The organism is Pseudomonas sp. Pse79, from assembly GCF_024519615.1.
GTDB classification, from domain to species: Bacteria; Pseudomonadota; Gammaproteobacteria; order Pseudomonadales; family Pseudomonadaceae; genus Aquipseudomonas; species Aquipseudomonas veronii.
The window spans coordinates 1-16,184 of the sequence record NZ_JALJRR010000038.1; the positions used below are offsets into that span (position 1 = coordinate 1).

The 16,184-nt window shown below is 60.8% G+C and carries 13 protein-coding genes; 9 read left to right on the top strand and 4 right to left on the bottom strand.

Features of this window, described 5'->3' with window-relative positions; all coding sequences use genetic code 11:
* Positions 1-93: 93 nt before the first annotated feature.
* Positions 94-267: a PA1571 family protein gene (locus tag NR164_RS28425; RefSeq protein ID WP_017848767.1), complete on the bottom strand. Its 174-nt coding sequence runs from the start codon at positions 265-267 to the stop codon at positions 94-96.
* Between the two features lie 245 nt (positions 268-512).
* Here NR164_RS28425 and NR164_RS28430 point away from each other — a divergent pair, with 245 nt between their 5' ends.
* Positions 513-2,297 carry an ABC transporter ATP-binding protein/permease gene (locus NR164_RS28430; protein ID WP_197089062.1) on the top strand — a complete coding sequence of 595 codons (1,785 nt, stop codon included), beginning with the start codon at positions 513-515 and terminating at the stop codon, positions 2,295-2,297.
* A 63-nt stretch (positions 2,298-2,360) separates the two neighbouring features.
* Here NR164_RS28430 and NR164_RS28435 read toward each other — a convergent pair whose 3' ends face one another.
* A complete protein-coding gene (locus NR164_RS28435; protein WP_256823562.1) occupies positions 2,361-4,289 on the bottom strand; it encodes a transglycosylase SLT domain-containing protein in 1,929 nt (642 codons plus the stop codon).
* Positions 4,290-4,502: 213 nt separating this feature from the next.
* On the opposite strand from NR164_RS28435, the gene NR164_RS28440 reads away from it, so the two are divergent.
* Positions 4,503-6,422 carry an ATP-binding cassette domain-containing protein gene (locus NR164_RS28440; RefSeq protein WP_256823563.1) on the top strand — a complete coding sequence of 640 codons (1,920 nt, stop codon included), beginning with the start codon at positions 4,503-4,505 and terminating at the stop codon, positions 6,420-6,422.
* A 122-nt stretch (positions 6,423-6,544) separates the two neighbouring features.
* Here the strand turns inward: NR164_RS28440 and NR164_RS28445 are convergent, their stop codons facing one another.
* On the bottom strand, positions 6,545-6,982 hold the full coding sequence (locus NR164_RS28445; protein WP_046384324.1) for a universal stress protein: 438 nt from the start codon (positions 6,980-6,982) through the stop codon (positions 6,545-6,547).
* 105 nt (positions 6,983-7,087) lie between these two features.
* Here NR164_RS28445 and NR164_RS28450 point away from each other — a divergent pair, with 105 nt between their 5' ends.
* From NR164_RS28450 to NR164_RS28480, 7 genes are all read left to right on the top strand, one after another.
* On the top strand, positions 7,088-7,525 hold the full coding sequence (locus NR164_RS28450; RefSeq protein ID WP_017848772.1) for a hypothetical protein: 438 nt from the start codon (positions 7,088-7,090) through the stop codon (positions 7,523-7,525).
* Positions 7,526-8,018: 493 nt separating this feature from the next.
* Positions 8,019-10,166 (top strand): fatty acid oxidation complex subunit alpha FadB, encoded by a 2,148-nt coding sequence (gene fadB / locus NR164_RS28455; RefSeq protein ID WP_017848773.1) that lies wholly within the window; start codon positions 8,019-8,021, stop codon positions 10,164-10,166.
* A gap of 29 nt (positions 10,167-10,195) precedes the next feature.
* A complete protein-coding gene (fadA, locus tag NR164_RS28460) occupies positions 10,196-11,371 on the top strand; it encodes an acetyl-CoA C-acyltransferase FadA (RefSeq protein ID WP_026140242.1) in 1,176 nt (391 codons plus the stop codon).
* Positions 11,372-11,468: 97 nt separating this feature from the next.
* Complete coding sequence (locus tag NR164_RS28465) at positions 11,469-11,705, top strand: DUF1653 domain-containing protein (protein WP_010563748.1); 237 nt, start codon at positions 11,469-11,471, stop codon at positions 11,703-11,705.
* Positions 11,706-11,819: 114 nt separating this feature from the next.
* Positions 11,820-14,441, top strand: coding sequence for a type I DNA topoisomerase (topA, locus tag NR164_RS28470; RefSeq protein WP_046384322.1), 2,622 nt, complete (start codon positions 11,820-11,822; stop codon positions 14,439-14,441).
* A gap of 190 nt (positions 14,442-14,631) precedes the next feature.
* Positions 14,632-15,153: a DUF6586 family protein gene (locus NR164_RS28475; RefSeq protein WP_017848776.1), complete on the top strand. Its 522-nt coding sequence runs from the start codon at positions 14,632-14,634 to the stop codon at positions 15,151-15,153.
* Between the two features lie 198 nt (positions 15,154-15,351).
* Entirely contained in the window at positions 15,352-15,585 is a 234-nt protein-coding gene (locus tag NR164_RS28480; RefSeq protein ID WP_017254451.1) for a hypothetical protein, read from the top strand.
* Between the two features lie 116 nt (positions 15,586-15,701).
* Here the strand turns inward: NR164_RS28480 and sulA are convergent, their stop codons facing one another.
* Positions 15,702-16,175: an SOS-induced cell division inhibitor SulA gene (gene sulA, locus NR164_RS28485; protein WP_017848777.1), complete on the bottom strand. Its 474-nt coding sequence runs from the start codon at positions 16,173-16,175 to the stop codon at positions 15,702-15,704.
* Between the last annotated feature and the right edge of the window lie 9 nt (positions 16,176-16,184).

A 16,184-nucleotide genomic window follows, 5' to 3' on the forward strand; every position in this document is an offset into this window, starting at 1 on the left:
AACACCCCGTGAAAGCGTAGCCCTCACAGGGTGTTGGGGGTGACCATCTCATTAACCGGCCATCAAGGCCGGTTCTGAAAGAGCGTGGGCGCTTCAGCCTTGCTGGGCAGGCTTGACCAGTCGCTGTTCCAGCTCGCGGCACGCTTGCTGGATCATGTCTTCGGTAATCTGCACTTCGCGGCCTTGGGCGTCGATGACGGAGCAAGGCAGGTATTGCGGTTGGCGGATTACTTCAATCTTGGCATCGCTGCTGTTTTGCAAGGTCATGGCCTGTCTCCTCATCAGGTTGTGTACCAACTTTAACCCCCCCGCGTGACCGAGCTGTTACAACTCCTTGCAAGATCATCGCTTCGAATACTCAGTCCACCAGAAACCGTTACAAATTTCCAGCCGGGTGTTAGACCGATAACCTCTAGGGGGCAGAGTGGGCGGGCATAATTAACCCGACTCATTGTTATTTACTCAAGTTCCCCCAATGTTGTCTGTAGGTTCCGATCTCCCCTCATCAGGTGATGCCCCCCATGTTCTCAGTCCGACAACGCCGTGCAATTCGCCTGGCCAGCCGCTTCATTGCGCCCTATCGCTGGCAGGCGCTTGGCGCGCTGGTGGCGCTGATCGTCACCGCCGGCATCACCTTGTCCATGGGCCAGGGCATTCGCCTGTTGGTGGACCAGGGCTTCATGACCCAGTCGCCGCACTTGCTCAACCAATCCATCGGCCTGTTCATGATCCTGGTACTGGGCCTGGCCGTCGGCACGTTTGCGCGGTTTTACCTGGTGTCGTGGATCGGCGAGCGGGTGGTGGCCGACATTCGCCGGCAGGTGTTCAACCACCTGATCTACCTGCACCCGGGTTTCTATGAAAACAACCGCAGCTCGGAAATCCAGTCGCGGTTGACCACCGACACCACATTGTTGCAATCGGTGATCGGCTCCTCGCTGTCGCTGTTCCTGCGCAATGCGTTGATGGTCATCGGCGGCATCGTGCTGCTGTTTGTCACCAACCCCAAGCTCACCAGCATCGTGGTGGTGGCGCTGCCGCTGGTGTTGGCGCCGATCCTGATTTTCGGCCGCCGCGTGCGCAGCCTGTCGCGCTTGAGCCAGGACCGTATCGCCGACGTCGGCAGCTACGTGTCCGAGACGCTCGGCCAGATCAAGACCGTGCAGGCCTATAACCACCAGGCGCAGGACGAACAACGCTTTGCCGTGACCGTCGAGGACGCTTTCAGCACCGCACGTAAGCGCATTGCCCAGCGTGCCTGGCTGATTACCCTGGTGATCATGCTGGTGCTCGGCGCCGTCGGGGTGATGCTGTGGGTCGGCGGCATGGATGTGATCAGCGGGCGCATTTCCGGCGGCGAACTGGCCGCGTTCGTGTTCTACAGCCTGATCGTCGGCAGCGCCGTCGGCACCTTGAGCGAAGTGCTCGGCGAGTTGCAGCGCGCCGCGGGGGCGGCAGAGCGGATCGGCGAGTTGCTGCAGTCGCACAACGAGATCCAGGCGCCCGCCGCTGGCAGCGTGCAATTACCGCCACGCGTCAGCGGCCGCATGGAGCTGCAAGACCTGCGCTTTTCCTACCCGTCGCGGCCGGACACTTACGCCATCGACGGTTTGAACCTGACCATCAACCCCGGCGAAACCCTCGCGCTGGTGGGGCCGTCGGGCGCGGGCAAGTCGACGATTTTCGACCTGTTGCTCCGCTTCTATGATCCCCAGCACGGCCGCATCCTGCTCGAAGGCCAGCCGCTCACCGAACTCGACCCCCAGGACCTGCGCCGCCACTTTGCCCTGGTGTCCCAGAGCCCGGCGCTGTTCTTTGGCAGTGTCGAAGACAACATCCGCTACGGCAACCCGAGCGCCACTCGCGAGCAGGTCGAAGCCGCCGCGCGCATTGCCCATGCCCACGACTTCATCCTGCAAATGCCCGATGGCTACCAGACCCACCTCGGCGACGGCGGCATGGGCCTCTCCGGCGGCCAACGGCAACGCCTGGCGATCGCCCGCGCGTTGCTGGTAGATGCGCCGATCCTGTTGCTGGACGAAGCCACCAGCGCCCTCGACGCCCAGAGCGAACACCTGATCCAGCAGGCGCTGCCACAACTGATGCAGGGCCGCACCACGCTGGTCATCGCGCATCGGCTGGCGACGGTGAAGCATGCGGACCGGATCGCAGTGATGGACCAGGGCAAGCTGGTGGCGATCGGCACGCATCAGCAGTTGATCGCGAGCAACCCGCTGTATGCGCGGTTGGCGGCGTTGCAGTTCAGTGATGGCGTGGAGGAACAGGCTGCGCACTGAAATCACCGCGCAAAAAAATGCCCGCATCGAAGGATGCGGGCATTTTTGTGTGTGCGTCACGCTTTATTGATCGTCGAAATACCGCTCATGCCAGTCCACCAACGGCTGTGGCGAATTGAGCTTCTGCCCGTAGATCACCGAATAAGACAGCACGTTCTGCACGTACTGGCGGGTTTCGTCGAACGGGATGCTTTCCACCCACACGTCGAAACTCAGGTGATCGGCGCCGCGCAGCCACTGGCGCACGCGGCCCGGGCCGGCGTTGTAGGCGGCGGAAGCGAGGACGCGGTTGCCGTTGAACTGGCTGTGTACCTGGCTCAGGTAAGCGGCGCCGAGCTGGATGTTTTTATCCGGATCGAGCACCTGGGCCGGGGAGGCCAGCGGGATGCTGAACTTGCGCGCGGTGTCTTTGGCGGTGCCGGGCATCAGCTGCATCAGGCCGCTGGCGCCGACGCCGGAGCGGGCGTCGTCCATGAACGCGCTTTCCTGGCGGGTGATGGCGAACACCCAGCTCGAATGCAGGCCGCGCACCTTGGCTTCGCGCACCAGGGTGTCGCGGTGGGCCATTGGGAAGCGGATGTCGAGGTCATCCCAGTACTGCGCCTGGCTGATGGTACGGATCGCCGGGAAGTACCACTTCATGTCGTAGGCCAGCCTGGCCTGGGCGACCATTTCGTCGCGGTTGAAGTGACGGCTGACGTGGTACCACTCGCGGCGGCCATCGACCACCTGGCCCCGCGCATAGAACTCCAGGGCGCGGCGCACGCCGGGGGTGTTGCGCACTTTGTTGATCAGCGCCTGGCTCATCAACAGCGGCTTGTTCATCAGTTGGTACGGCGCTTTGGAGCGGTCGGCGGCGAGGAAACCGTAGAAATCGCGCTCCCGCGACAGGTTCTTGTACAGCACCAGGGCTTGCGGGTTTTTCGGCTCGGCCAGCTCCAGGCTGCGGGCCTGCCAGTAGCGCCAGCGGTTGGTGGTGGCCAAGTCCTGCGGGAGTTTGCGCGTGAGTTGGTAGGCGTCTTCCCAGCGGGCCAGGCGCAACAGCAGGCGCAGGCGCCATTCGGACACGGTGTTGTCGCGCAGTTCCGGGTCGTACTTGGTCATCACCTCAAGAGCGCGTGGATCAAAGCGCTTGGCCAGGGTCAGGCCGATCTCACGGGCAATCGCCACTTTTTCGTCACGGGAGAAGTGCATGCTGCTGGCATAGCTGTCGAGCATGGCCATGGCCTTGTCCGGGTCCTGGCGCGCCAGGCGGCGCAGGCCCAGGCCCACGGCGTCAGACATGGCCTCGGTGGCCGGCAGGAAGCGCGATGGGTCGCTGAGCATCTCCGGCTTTTGCGCCACGTCCACCATCAGGCGGCCTTGGGCGCCGAGGGTCGGCAGGCTTTTCACCAGGCTGTTGGCCAGCGCGTAGTTGCGGGCTTCGGCGGCGAGCTTGGCGCGGTCCCAGATTTTCTGTTCGGTGAGTTGGCCATCTGCGGCCCACTGCGCGAACGTGGCATCACAGGCGGACGGTTGCGATTTACCGGTCAGCCAGAGTTTTTCGGTGGTTTTGTAGCCTTCGGCCTTCAGATTGTGCGTGAGCTGGAACTGGCCATGCAGGCAATCGAGCTCGACGAAATTGAGCTTGGGGTCGTAGTACTTTTCAAAGGTCTGCCAGTCGCCACGCTCGGCCAGCCAGCGCAACCAACGCAGTTTCATCCAGTTGGCCTGGGGCAGGTCGCCGTTTTTGGCGAGGAATTGTTCGATTTCCTCGTTGCTCGCGGTCTTCAGGCGTGCGGTCAGCTCGTCGTAGGCCAGGTACGGCGTCAGCGGGTAGTCGGCCAAGGCCTGGCTGTATTGCATGTAGGGCCCGGTGTCGCCCTTGGCCAGGGCGCGTTTGGCTTCATCGTAATATTGACGTTGGGTGGTTATGTCCACGGCCAGGGCGGATTGAGCGGCAGTGGCGGTAAGAAGCAGACAAGATAAAAAATTGAAAAGGCGACTGCGCATGAGACGTCCGTGCAGAGAAATCACGACTAGCGCCGGCACCGCCGACACTCATTGCCTCTAGCTTAGCCTTTTGCCAGCGGCCGGTGAAAGCTTTGCCGACCTGTTCGTTCAAGTTCGCCGGAATTGTCTTACAGAACCCACCCGTAGCGAAAATGCCGGCCGCATCCCACCCTCAACTCAGGTAGAATGCGCGCCCAGTTTTTGGAGAAGCGTATGACCCTGCTCAAATTCAGCGATGTGTCCCTTGCTTTCGGCGCTATGCCGTTGTTGGACAAGGTGTCCTGGCAGATCGCCCGTGGTGAGCGGGTGTGCATCATCGGCCGCAACGGCACCGGCAAGTCCAGCATGATGAAGCTGGTAAAAGGCGACCAGAAGCCCGATGACGGCTCTGTATGGCGCGCCCCGGGCCTCAAGATTGGCGAATTGCCGCAGGAACTGCCGGTGGCCGACGGACGGACAGTGTTCGACGTGGTCGCCGAAGGCCTGGACGGCGTCGGTGAGTTGCTTGCGCAATACCATCACCTGGCGCAGAACTGCGTCACCGAGGAAGACCTGGACAAGCTGATGCACGTCCAGCAAGACCTCGAAGCCCGCGACGGCTGGCGCCTGCAGCAACTGGTGGACAGCACCCTGAGCCGCCTGCAACTGCCGGCCGACAAGACCCTCGCCGAATTGTCCGGCGGCTGGCGTCGCCGCGTCCTGCTGGCCCAGGCCCTGGTGTCCGAGCCGGACCTGCTGCTGCTCGACGAACCGACCAACCACCTGGACATCGGCGCGATCGCCTGGCTCGAAGAAGCCCTCAAGGATTTCCAGGGCGCCGTGCTGTTCATCACGCACGACCGGTCCTTCCTGCAGAACCTGGCGACCCGTATCCTCGAGCTGGACCGTGGTGGCCTGATCGACTGGGACGGCGACTACGCCAGCTTCCTGGTCCACAAAGAAGCCACCCTGGCCGCCGAAGAAACCGCCAACGCCTTGTTCGACAAGCGCCTGGCCCAGGAAGAAGTGTGGATCCGCCAGGGCATCAAGGCGCGCCGCACCCGTAACGAAGGCCGTGTACGCGCACTCAAGGCCCTGCGCGTTGAACGCAGTGAGCGTCGCGAGCGCACCGGCAAGGCCAATATCATGCTGGAAACCGCCGACAAGTCGGGCAAGCAGGTGATGGTGTTGGAGAACGTCAGCTTCCATCACCCGGACGGTCCGTTCCTGATCAAGGACTTCTCCATGGTCCTGCAGCGCGGCGACCGTATCGGCCTGCTCGGCGCCAACGGCACCGGCAAGACCACGTTGCTCAAGCTGATGCTCAACGGCCTGCAACCGACCAGCGGTAAAGTGGAAGAGGGCACGCGCATCGACGTGGCCTACTTCGACCAGTTGCGTCACCAGTTGGACCTGGAAAAAACCGTGATCGACAACGTCGCCGAAGGCCGCGACTTTATCGATATCGACGGCCAGAGCCGCCATGTGCTGAGCTACCTGGGCGACTTCCTGTTCAGCCCGCAGCGCGCACGCACGCCGGTCAAGGCCTTGTCCGGTGGTGAGCGTGCGCGCTTGCTGCTGGCCAAGCTGTTCAGCAAGCCGGCCAACCTGCTGGTCCTCGACGAACCGACCAACGACCTCGACGTGGAAACCCTCGAGCTGCTGGAAGAGGTCCTGCTGACCTTCAACGGCACTGTGCTGATGGTCAGCCACGACCGGGCATTCCTCGACAACGTGGTCACCAGCACCCTGGTCTTCGAAGGTGAAGGCAAGGTGCGCGAGTACGTCGGTGGTTACCAGGACTGGCTGCGCCAGGGCGGCTCGCCGCGCCTGCTGGGCGTGACCGAGAGCAAGTCCGGCAAGGCCGACTTGACCTCTGCCGTCGTCGCCCCCGTGGCCGCCGCTGCACCGGCGCCGGAAGCCGCGCCTGCCGCGAAGAAGAAACTCAGCTACAAGCTGCAGCGTGAGCTGGAAGCCCTGCCGGGTGAAATCGACGCCAAGGAGCAGCAGATCGCTGCGGTCGAAGCGCAAATGGCTGACGCGGGTTTCTACCTGCGTCCGGCGGCGGAAACCGCCGAGGTCATCGCGTCCCTGGAAACCTTGAACCAGGAGCTGGAAGTGCTGGTTGAACGTTGGGCCGAGTTGGACGCCTGATTGATTCCAGTGCATTAAAAAACCCGGTGTTCATTTCAATGAGCACCGGGTTTTTTATATGAGCTGCAGCCCAATATGTGGGGGAGAGCAAGCTCCCTCCCATATTTGGGTCTCGATCGGTCTTACGCGTTCTTTTTCAGCTTCACCGCCAGCACATCGCACGGTGCGCCGTGCAGGACGTCATTGGCGGTGGAGCCCAGCAGCAAGGCCAGGCCGTGACGGCCATGGCTGCCGACCACGATCAGGTCGCAGCCCTGTTCCTTGGCCAGGTGATGGATTTCCTGGCGTGGCTGACCATAGGTCAGGTGGCTCTGACCTTTTTTCAGGTTCGGGTACTTGGTGATCAGGCGCTCAAGGCGTTCCTTGGCTTGATCGAATTGCTGCTGTTGCAGTTGTGACAGGTCCATCGGCACGTCGCCGCCAAAGGCCATGGCCATCGGTTCGACGATATGCACCAGGGACAGCTTGGCAGTGGTGCCAGCCAGATCCACGGCGCGTTTGATCACTGGATCGCACTCTTCGGTCAGGTCTACGGCGACCAGAATATGTTCGTATGACATGGGGCGTTCCTCCAGGGGACTGCAATAAGTTCAGTATGGCTGCTTTCAAGCGGATGGGGTTGCGTCAGGTCAAATCCGCTTATCTAAAAAATCGGGAGTACACATATGACGGTCTGGATAGTGGTGTCAATCCTTGCGGTGGTTTTGAGCCCCCTGGCATGGCTGCGCCCGTCGCGCCATCAGAGTGGGCGCATGGCCCTGCGCATGGAGGCGCGCCGCATGGGCCTGGCGATGCAACTGGCGCCCCAGGCGTGGCCGCACTGGCTCAAGCAGGAGCCGCCGAGCCCGTGCGCGCAATACCACCGGCCACGGCGCGGCAAGGTCCCTGCACTATGGAGTTATTGGCAGCTGGAGCCTGGCGTGTGGGTCAACCAGTGGCAGGAAGCCTGCGTGGACGAGCAATTGCTGGCGCATTTTGCGACGCTGCCGGCCAACGTCTACAAAGTCGAGGCAGACCGGCAAATGATCGCGTTGTGCTGGGGCGAGAAGGGTGAGGTGAGCGACCTGCAGGCCATTGATACGTTGCTCAAGGCCCTGGCCTGAACGTCGGGCAATAAAAAGCCCGACATCATCATCGGGCGGGGTTGGCCAGGCAGGCCGGTAAAGCTGTGTGTTTCACGCCGGGTATTCACCCAGGCGTTTTGACTATTCTGTAATGGCTGCCGCAAGCCTAGCCGGATATCCGGATCTGTACAGTCTTTTCCTACGCTGTGTTCATTATTGATTTGGTGAATAGTTGAATATTGGCGAAGCGTGGGCCAAGGGTTGGGGTTCTGAAATGACTGGAAAGTCGCGTTTTTCCTAGCGCTTTCGAGCGATTGACAATTGCCCGGAATTGGATGAAGGTGGCGTACCCAAATCAAACGGGCGTATGAATTGAGCGTTTGTCTGTCAGACGTCTCATACAGAATCCCGACTATCGCATTGGCGGGTGTGCCTGGCGCATTGGGGTGAGCATTGACGAAATCATCAATGTCCAACCAGAGGCCAGCGTCCGATGTGTACTGTTCAGCTTCCATATCGTGGAGATCAGTTGATGATTTACGAAGGTAAAGCCATCACGGTTAAGGCTCTTGAAAGTGGCATCGTCGAACTGAAATTCGACCTCAAGGGTGAGTCCGTCAACAAGTTCAACCGTCTAACCCTGAACGAACTGCGTCAGGCCGTAGACGCCATCAAAGCAGATGCTTCGGTCAAGGGCGTGATCGTCTCCAGCGGCAAGGACGTGTTTATCGTCGGCGCCGACATCACCGAATTCGTCGAGAGCTTCAAGCTGCCCGATGCCGAGCTGGTGGCTGGCAACCTCGAAGCCAACAAGATTTTCAGCGATTTCGAAGACCTCAACGTGCCGACTGTTGCTGCGATCAACGGCATCGCGCTGGGCGGCGGCCTGGAAATGTGCCTGGCCGCGGATTTCCGCGTCATGTCGGCCACTGCGAAAATCGGCCTGCCGGAAGTCAAGCTGGGCATCTACCCAGGTTTCGGCGGCACCGTGCGCCTGCCGCGCATCATCGGGGCCGACAACGCCATCGAGTGGATCGCCGCCGGCAAGGAAAACAAAGCGGAAGACGCGCTGAAAGTCGGTGCCGTCGATGCCGTGGTTGCCCCGGACAAACTGGCCGAAGCCGCGCTGAACCTGATCAAGGGCGCCATCAGCGGCGAATTTGATTACAAGGCCAAGCGTCAGCCGAAGCTGGAAAAACTCAAGCTCAACGCCATCGAACAAATGATGGCGTTCGAAACCGCCAAAGGTTTCGTGGCTGGCCAGGCCGGCCCGAACTACCCGGCGCCGGTTGAAGCGATCAAGACCATCCAGAAAGCCGCGAACTTCGGTCGCGACAAAGCCCTGGAAGTGGAAGCGGCAGGTTTCGTCAAACTGGCCAAGACCTCCGCTGCCCGGAGCCTGATCGGCCTGTTCCTGAACGATCAGGAACTGAAGAAAAAGGCCAAGGCCTACGATGAAGTCGCCAAGGATGTGAAACAGGCCGCCGTACTCGGTGCCGGCATCATGGGCGGCGGTATCGCCTATCAGTCGGCGTCCAAAGGCACGCCGATCCTGATGAAAGACATCAACGAACACGGCATCGAGCAAGGCCTGGCGGAAGCGGCCAAGCTGCTGGTGGGTCGGGTTGATAAAGGTCGCATGACCGCGGCGAAAATGGCTGAAGTGCTCAACGGCATTCGTCCTACGCTGTCCTACGGCGATTTCGGCCACGTCGACCTGGTGGTCGAAGCGGTTGTCGAAAACCCGAAGGTCAAGCAAGCGGTACTGGCGGAAGTGGAAGCCCAGGTCAAAGACGACACCATCCTGGCGTCCAACACCTCGACCATTTCCATCACGCTGCTGGCCAAGGCCCTCAAGCGTCCGGAAAACTTCGTCGGCATGCACTTCTTCAACCCGGTGCACATGATGCCGCTGGTGGAAGTGATCCGTGGTGAGAAGTCCAGCGAGCTGGCCGTCGCCACTACCGTTGCCTACGCCAAGAAAATGGGCAAGAACCCGATCGTGGTCAACGACTGCCCGGGCTTTTTGGTCAACCGCGTGCTGTTCCCGTACTTCGGCGGTTTCGCCAAGCTGGTCAGCGCCGGTGTGGACTTTGTGCGTATCGACAAGGTCATGGAAAAATTCGGCTGGCCGATGGGCCCGGCGTACCTGATGGACGTGGTCGGCATCGACACCGGCCACCACGGTCGCGACGTGATGGCTGAAGGCTTCCCGGACCGCATGAAAGACGACCGCCGCTCGGCGATCGACGCGCTCTACGAGGCCAAGCGCCTGGGCCAGAAGAACGGCAAGGGCTTCTACGCCTACGAGACCGACAAGAAGGGCAAGCAGAAGAAGGTTGCCGATCCGTCGGTCCACGAAGTGCTCGCGCCGGTCATCTATGAACAGCGTGAGGTGTCCGACGAGGACATCATCAACTGGATGATGATCGCCCTGTGCCTGGAAACCGTGCGTTGCCTGGAAGACGGCATCGTCGAAACCGCCGCCGAAGCCGACATGGGCCTGGTGTACGGTATTGGTTTCCCTCCATTCCGTGGCGGTGCACTGCGTTACATCGACTCGATCGGTGTGGCCGAGTTCGTTGCCCTGGCTGATCAATACGCTGATTTGGGCCCGCTGTACCACCCGACCGCGAAGCTGCGTGAGATGGCCAAGAACGGCCAGAGCTTCTTCGGTTAAGCGTCCCATACACTTGAGCGAGAATATTTATGAGCTTGAATCCAAGAGACGTCGTGATTGTCGACTTCGGTCGCACGCCGATGGGCCGCTCCAAGGGCGGCATGCACCGCAACACCCGCGCCGAAGACATGTCGGCGCACCTGATCAGCAAATTGCTGGAGCGTAACGTCAAGGTCGACCCGAACGAAGTCGAAGACGTGATCTGGGGCTGTGTCAACCAGACCCTGGAGCAGGGCTGGAACATCGCCCGCATGGCCTCCTTGCTGACCCAGATCCCGCACACCGCGGCCGCGCAGACGGTCAGCCGCCTGTGTGGTTCGTCGATGAGCGCATTGCACACGGCCGCCCAGGCGATCATGACCGGCAACGGTGATGTATTCGTGGTCGGTGGCGTGGAGCACATGGGCCACGTCAGCATGATGCACGGTGTCGATCCCAACCCGCACATGTCGCTGCACGCGGCAAAAGCCTCGGGCATGATGGGCCTCACCGCGGAAATGCTCGGCAAGATGCACGGCATTACCCGCGAAGCCCAGGATGCGTTCGGCCTGCGTTCCCACCAGCTCGCCCACAAGGCGACCGTGGAAGGCAAGTTCAAGGATGAAATCATCCCGATGAACGGCTACGACGAGAACGGTTTCCTGAAACTGTTCGACTACGACGAAACCATTCGTCCGGATACCACCCTGGAAAGCCTGGCCGCCTTGAAACCGGCGTTCAATCCAAAGGGCGGCACCGTGACAGCCGGCACTTCGTCGCAAATCACCGACGGTGCCTCGTGCATGATCGTGATGTCGGCGCAGCGTGCCAAGGACCTGGGTATCCAGCCGATGGCGGTGATTCGTTCGATGGCCGTAGCGGGTGTGGACCCGGCGATCATGGGCTATGGTCCGGTACCGGCGACACAAAAAGCCTTGAAGCGCGCGGGCCTGACCGTCGCCGATATCGACTTCTTCGAGCTCAACGAAGCCTTCGCCGCACAGGCCCTGCCGGTGCTGAAAGATTTGAAAGTACTCGACAAGATGAACGAGAAGGTTAACCTGCACGGCGGCGCGATCGCCCTGGGCCACCCGTTCGGTTGCTCCGGCGCGCGAATCTCCGGCACTTTGCTCAATGTGATGAAGCAAAATGGCGGCAACCTCGGGGTTGCAACCATGTGCATTGGTCTCGGCCAAGGCATTTCCACCGTCTTCGAACGCCTTTAAGCGTTGGGTTGACGGAAGCCGGGGCCCAGTGCCCCGGTTTTTGTTTTTCGGTAGTTTTATTATTTTTTTTTAACAAATTTTGTAAGGTGGCCAGAGCATGAAAGTCGAACCAGGGCTCTACCAACATTATAAAGGTCCGCAGTACCGCGTTTTTAATGTGGCGCGGCACTCCGAGACCGAAGAAGAAGTGGTGTTCTACCAAGCACTGTATGGCGATTACGGCTTTTGGGTGCGCCCGTTGAGCATGTTCCTCGAGTCCGTCGAAGTTGACGGCGAACAGGTCCCACGCTTTGCTTTGGTGCAGGCCGAACCCAGTCTTTTTTCAGGGCAATAACGGCAGGCTGCGCAGAATGCTGCGCTTGACCTCACCCGGTTGCCACTATATATAGCGTTGCCGCGTCAGGCGCCAACTGCCTTTCACTTCTCGAATTCAGGAATTTTCCGATCCATGGGCAAATCGCTGGTCATTGTGGAATCCCCGGCTAAGGCCAAGACCATCAACAAGTACTTGGGCAACGAGTACGTGGTGAAGTCGAGTATCGGCCATATCCGAGACCTGCCCACCAGCGGTTCGGCTAGCGCCAGCAAGGAGCCTGCCGCCAAGCGCGGCAAGGCGGCTGCGGGCGAAGGTCCGGTGCTCACGCCTAAAGAGAAAGCGCGCAAGCAGCTGGTCTCGCGCATGGGTGTGGACCCGGAACATGGCTGGAAGGCCAAGTACGAAATCCTTCCGGGCAAGGAAAAGGTCATCGAAGAGCTGCGTCGGCTCGCCAAAGATGCCGACACCATCTATCTCGCAACGGACTTGGACCGCGAAGGGGAAGCCATTGCCTGGCACCTGCGGGAAGCCATCGGCGGTGATGACAGCCGCTACAAGCGTGTGGTGTTCAACGAAATCACCAAGAAAGCCATCCAGGAAGCCTTCTCCAAGCCGGGCGAACTGGATATCGACCGCGTCAACGCCCAGCAGGCCCGTCGTTTCCTCGACCGTGTCGTGGGTTACATGGTCTCGCCACTGCTGTGGGCCAAGATTGCCCGTGGCCTGTCCGCTGGCCGTGTGCAATCGGTCGCGGTCAAGCTGGTGGTGGAGCGTGAGCGCGAAATTCGTGCGTTCAACCCTGAAGAATACTGGGAAGTCCACGCCGACCTCGGCACCGCCAAGGGCGCCAACGTGCGCTTTGAAGTGGCCCGTGAAAAAGGCGAGGCCTTCAAGCCGCTGAACGAAGCCCAGGCCATGGCCGCGCTGGAGAAGCTCAAGTCTTCCAGCTACAGCATCGTCAAGCGCGAAGACAAACCGACCAGCAGCAAGCCGTCGGCGCCGTTCATCACGTCCACCCTGCAACAGGCCGCGAGTAACCGCCTGGGCTTCGGCGTGAAGAAAACCATGATGATGGCCCAGCGTCTGTACGAAGCCGGCTACATCACCTATATGCGTACCGACTCCACCAACCTGTCGCAAGACGCGGTGGCGATGGCGCGCACGTATATTGAAAGCGAGTTCGGCAAGAAGTACCTGCCGGAGAAGCCGAACGTCTACAGCAGCAAAGAAGGCGCCCAGGAAGCTCACGAAGCGATTCGTCCTTCCGACGCCAACACCGAGCCGAGCAAGCTGAGCGGCATGGAACGTGACGCTGAGCGCCTCTATGAGCTGATCTGGCGCCAGTTCCTGGCCTGCCAGATGCTGCCGGCGCAATACCTGTCCACCACCGTCAGCGTGGGCGCAGGCGACTTCGAGCTGCGTGCCAAGGGCCGTATCCTCAAGTTCGACGGCTACACCCGCGTGATGCCGCAAATCGCCAAGCCAGGCGACGACGACGTACTGCCGGACATGGCCCAGGGCGACACGTTGAAGCTGATCAAGCTCGATCCGTCCCAACACTTCACCAAGCCGCCGGCGCGTTATTCGGAAGCCAGCCTGGTGAAAGAGATGGAGAAACGCGGTATCGGTCGTCCTTCGACCTATGCGGCGATCATCTCCACGATCCAGGACCGTGGCTACGTGGCGCTGCACAACCGGCGTTTCTATTCGGAAAAAATGGGCGACATCGTCACCGAGCGTCTGTCCGAGAGTTTCTCCAACCTGATGGACTACGGCTTCACCGCCGGCATGGAAGAGAATCTCGATGACGTGGCCCAGGGCGAGCGCGACTGGAAGAGCGTGCTCGACGAATTCTACGGCGACTTCAAGAAAAAACTCGAAGTGGCCGAAAGCCCGGACAGCGGCATGCGTGCCAACCAGCCGGTGATGACCGACATCCCGTGCCTGACCTGCGGCCGGCCGATGCAGATTCGTACCGCGTCCACCGGCGTGTTCCTCGGTTGCTCGGGCTACAGCCTGCCGCCGAAAGAGCGCTGCAAGGCCACCGTCAACCTGGTGCCGGGCGATGAAATCGCCGCCGACGACGAGGGTGAATCCGAATCGCTGGTGCTGCGTGGCAAGCACCGTTGCCCGATCTGCAGCACGGCGATGGATGCCTACCTGTTGGACGAGAAGCACAAGTTGCACATCTGCGGTAACAACCCGGATTGCGACGGCTACGAGATCGAAGAGGGCAGCTACCGCATCAAGGGCTACGAAGGCCCGAGCCTGGAATGCGACAAGTGCGGCAGCGAGATGCAACTCAAGACCGGCCGTTTCGGCAAGTTCTTCGGTTGCACCAACCCGACGTGCAAGAACACCCGCAAACTGCTGAAAAGCGGTGACGCGGCGCCGCCGAAGATGGACCCGGTGAAGATGCCCGAACTCAAGTGCGAGAAGGTCAACGACACCTATATCCTGCGTGATGGCGCTTCGGGGCTGTTCCTGGCTGCCAGCCAGTTCCCGAAAAACCGCGAGACCCGTGCGCCGCTGGTGCTCGAGATCGTGCCGCACAAGGATGAGATCGATCCGAAGTACCACTTCCTGTGCGAAGCGCCGAAGAAGGACCCGGACGGTCGCCCGGCCGTGATCCGCTACAGCCGCAAGACCAAGGAACAGTACGTGCAGTCCGAAGTGGACGGTAAGCCGACCGGTTGGAAGGCGTTCTACGACGGCGGCAAGTGGAAGGTCGAGGACAAGCGCCAGGGCGCTTGATCGGTTAATCTGATAACGCTAAAAGCCGTCTGCATAGACGGCTTTTGCTTGCTGTAGGAGCGAGCTTGCTCGCGAAGGTCGCTAACGATTACGCGAAAAACCTGATGCCCCACGGCGCCCCCAGGTTTTTCGCGGGCAAGCTCGCTCCTACATACCAGCATTACGCCTATTCGTTGTGGAGATTGCCGTCATGGCCAACGAACTCTATACCCGTACCAACCAGAAAATTTACTTCGCGGGTTTGTCCCTGGAAGCCCTTGGCCGTGCCGAGGAAGGGAAGGAGATGAACGCCATCGCGCTGGTCCAGGCGGGGCGTGAGGCGGCCCTGTTCCACCTGTACGGCGCCTTGCTGGGGCTGTGTCATGAAATCGCCGGGTTCTACCGTTTGCCCCAGGCCGGTTCGCCGCGTGCGGAAATGATCATGAATCGCGAAGTGCTGGACGCCATGGCGATCCCTGAACTCGCCGAACTGGTGGAAATGGCGCAAAGCCCCGACAGTTGGGTGGCACGCCTGCTCAAAGCGCATGCCGATATGTTCCAGCCACCACGTGTTCCCCATGTGCCCAAGGGCGATGTGACCCAGCCGTTGATCGTGGCGCTGTCGCTGGAAGAGGATGAGCCGAAGCCGTTGAGCCGCGAAGAGCTCGAAGGCTGGCGCCAGGAGCTGAAAAACATGGCGCTGCGGTTTCGTGAAGGTTTGAACGAGTGCTGAGACACGCTCGTTGAGCCGGTGATCATTGCGAGCTGACAGCCAAGGCACCTGCGCAGATGGGTGCCAATCAAAATTGTGGCAGTGGGCTTGCTCTCACTAAGCACCATTCATCCAGCCGTAAAGAAACCTCGCCAGATCCACTGCGAGGCCCGGCAGATGACTGATATAATCCCGGCCTTTCGTGGAGAACAGACTTTTATGCCAACGTCCTTTCTGGAAATTGTTGAATTGCCTGACGGCCGAATCGAGCTGCGCCGGGCTGAGGACGAGGGTTCTCTGGTTATCTTGGACTTTTCCGAAGACGCCAAGGCGTTCCTGCAAGGCCAGCACGTGGAAGTGGCAAAAGCCATGTTGAGCGTTGGCGTACAGATGGCAGGCCGCCTGGCAGAAGGCGAACCGGAGAAAGAAGACGGTCCACGGGTTCTGCACTGAGTGTGGCGTGGGAGCTTGCTCCCGCTGGGGCGCTAAGCGGCCCTGAACATGCGATTGCTGCACCGTCCAATGGGAGCAAGCTCCCTTGCCACAGGGCTAGCCTGCGGCACCTCGAATTACCCCAAACGAATATTCAAGCTCTGCGCATCGCCGGTACGCGCAGCGCTGATCAACTGTTGCTTGGCGTTGGCATTCAGCGGGTTCAACCAGCTCACCACTGTATGGCTGCGGCCCAGGCGCAGGGCTTCGCAGGTCAACTGCTGGGCACTTTGCGCGCCGCGTGGTTGCAGCAACAGGATGCGCTCGCGGTTGAGACCGGCGTCCCGCAGCCAAGCCTGGGTCAGGCTGGCGGGTGGGGCGATCAGCGTCAACCAGCGTGCATCCTGTTCCTCGCTCAGTTCTCGCAGGATCGGCGCCAGCAGGCTCAGGCAGCTCCCGGCCGCACCGCGCAACGACAGTTCACTGAACGCCTCAGGCTCGGCGCACCAGGGCGCCTCGACCGTTTCCTTGAGGATGGGCGCAAGGGGTTGGGCCATGAAGGCCTCGAACAGCGACAGTTGTGTGTGTTGTGGGGTGTGCACGAGCTGCATGATGCCTCC

Bases quoted from the DNA above. Each gene is read 5' to 3' on its own strand.
- NR164_RS28445 (WP_046384324.1), bottom strand. From the start codon at position 6,982: ATGTCATACGAACATATTCTGGTCGCCGTAGACCTGACCGAAGAGTGC.
- NR164_RS28430 (WP_197089062.1), top strand. From the start codon at position 513: ATGCCCCCCATGTTCTCAGTCCGACAACGCCGTGCAATTCGCCTGGCC.
- NR164_RS28450 (WP_017848772.1), top strand. From the start codon at position 7,088: ATGACGGTCTGGATAGTGGTGTCAATCCTTGCGGTGGTTTTGAGCCCC.
- NR164_RS28480 (WP_017254451.1), top strand. From the start codon at position 15,352: ATGCCAACGTCCTTTCTGGAAATTGTTGAATTGCCTGACGGCCGAATC.
- fadA (WP_026140242.1), top strand. From the start codon at position 10,196: ATGAGCTTGAATCCAAGAGACGTCGTGATTGTCGACTTCGGTCGCACG.
- NR164_RS28465 (WP_010563748.1), top strand. From the start codon at position 11,469: ATGAAAGTCGAACCAGGGCTCTACCAACATTATAAAGGTCCGCAGTAC.
- sulA (WP_017848777.1), bottom strand. From the start codon at position 16,175: ATGCAGCTCGTGCACACCCCACAACACACACAACTGTCGCTGTTCGAG.
- NR164_RS28440 (WP_256823563.1), top strand. From the start codon at position 4,503: ATGACCCTGCTCAAATTCAGCGATGTGTCCCTTGCTTTCGGCGCTATG.
- fadB (WP_017848773.1), top strand. From the start codon at position 8,019: ATGATTTACGAAGGTAAAGCCATCACGGTTAAGGCTCTTGAAAGTGGC.
- NR164_RS28425 (WP_017848767.1), bottom strand. From the start codon at position 267: ATGACCTTGCAAAACAGCAGCGATGCCAAGATTGAAGTAATCCGCCAA.
- NR164_RS28475 (WP_017848776.1), top strand. From the start codon at position 14,632: ATGGCCAACGAACTCTATACCCGTACCAACCAGAAAATTTACTTCGCG.
- topA (WP_046384322.1), top strand. From the start codon at position 11,820: ATGGGCAAATCGCTGGTCATTGTGGAATCCCCGGCTAAGGCCAAGACC.
- NR164_RS28435 (WP_256823562.1), bottom strand. From the start codon at position 4,289: ATGCGCAGTCGCCTTTTCAATTTTTTATCTTGTCTGCTTCTTACCGCC.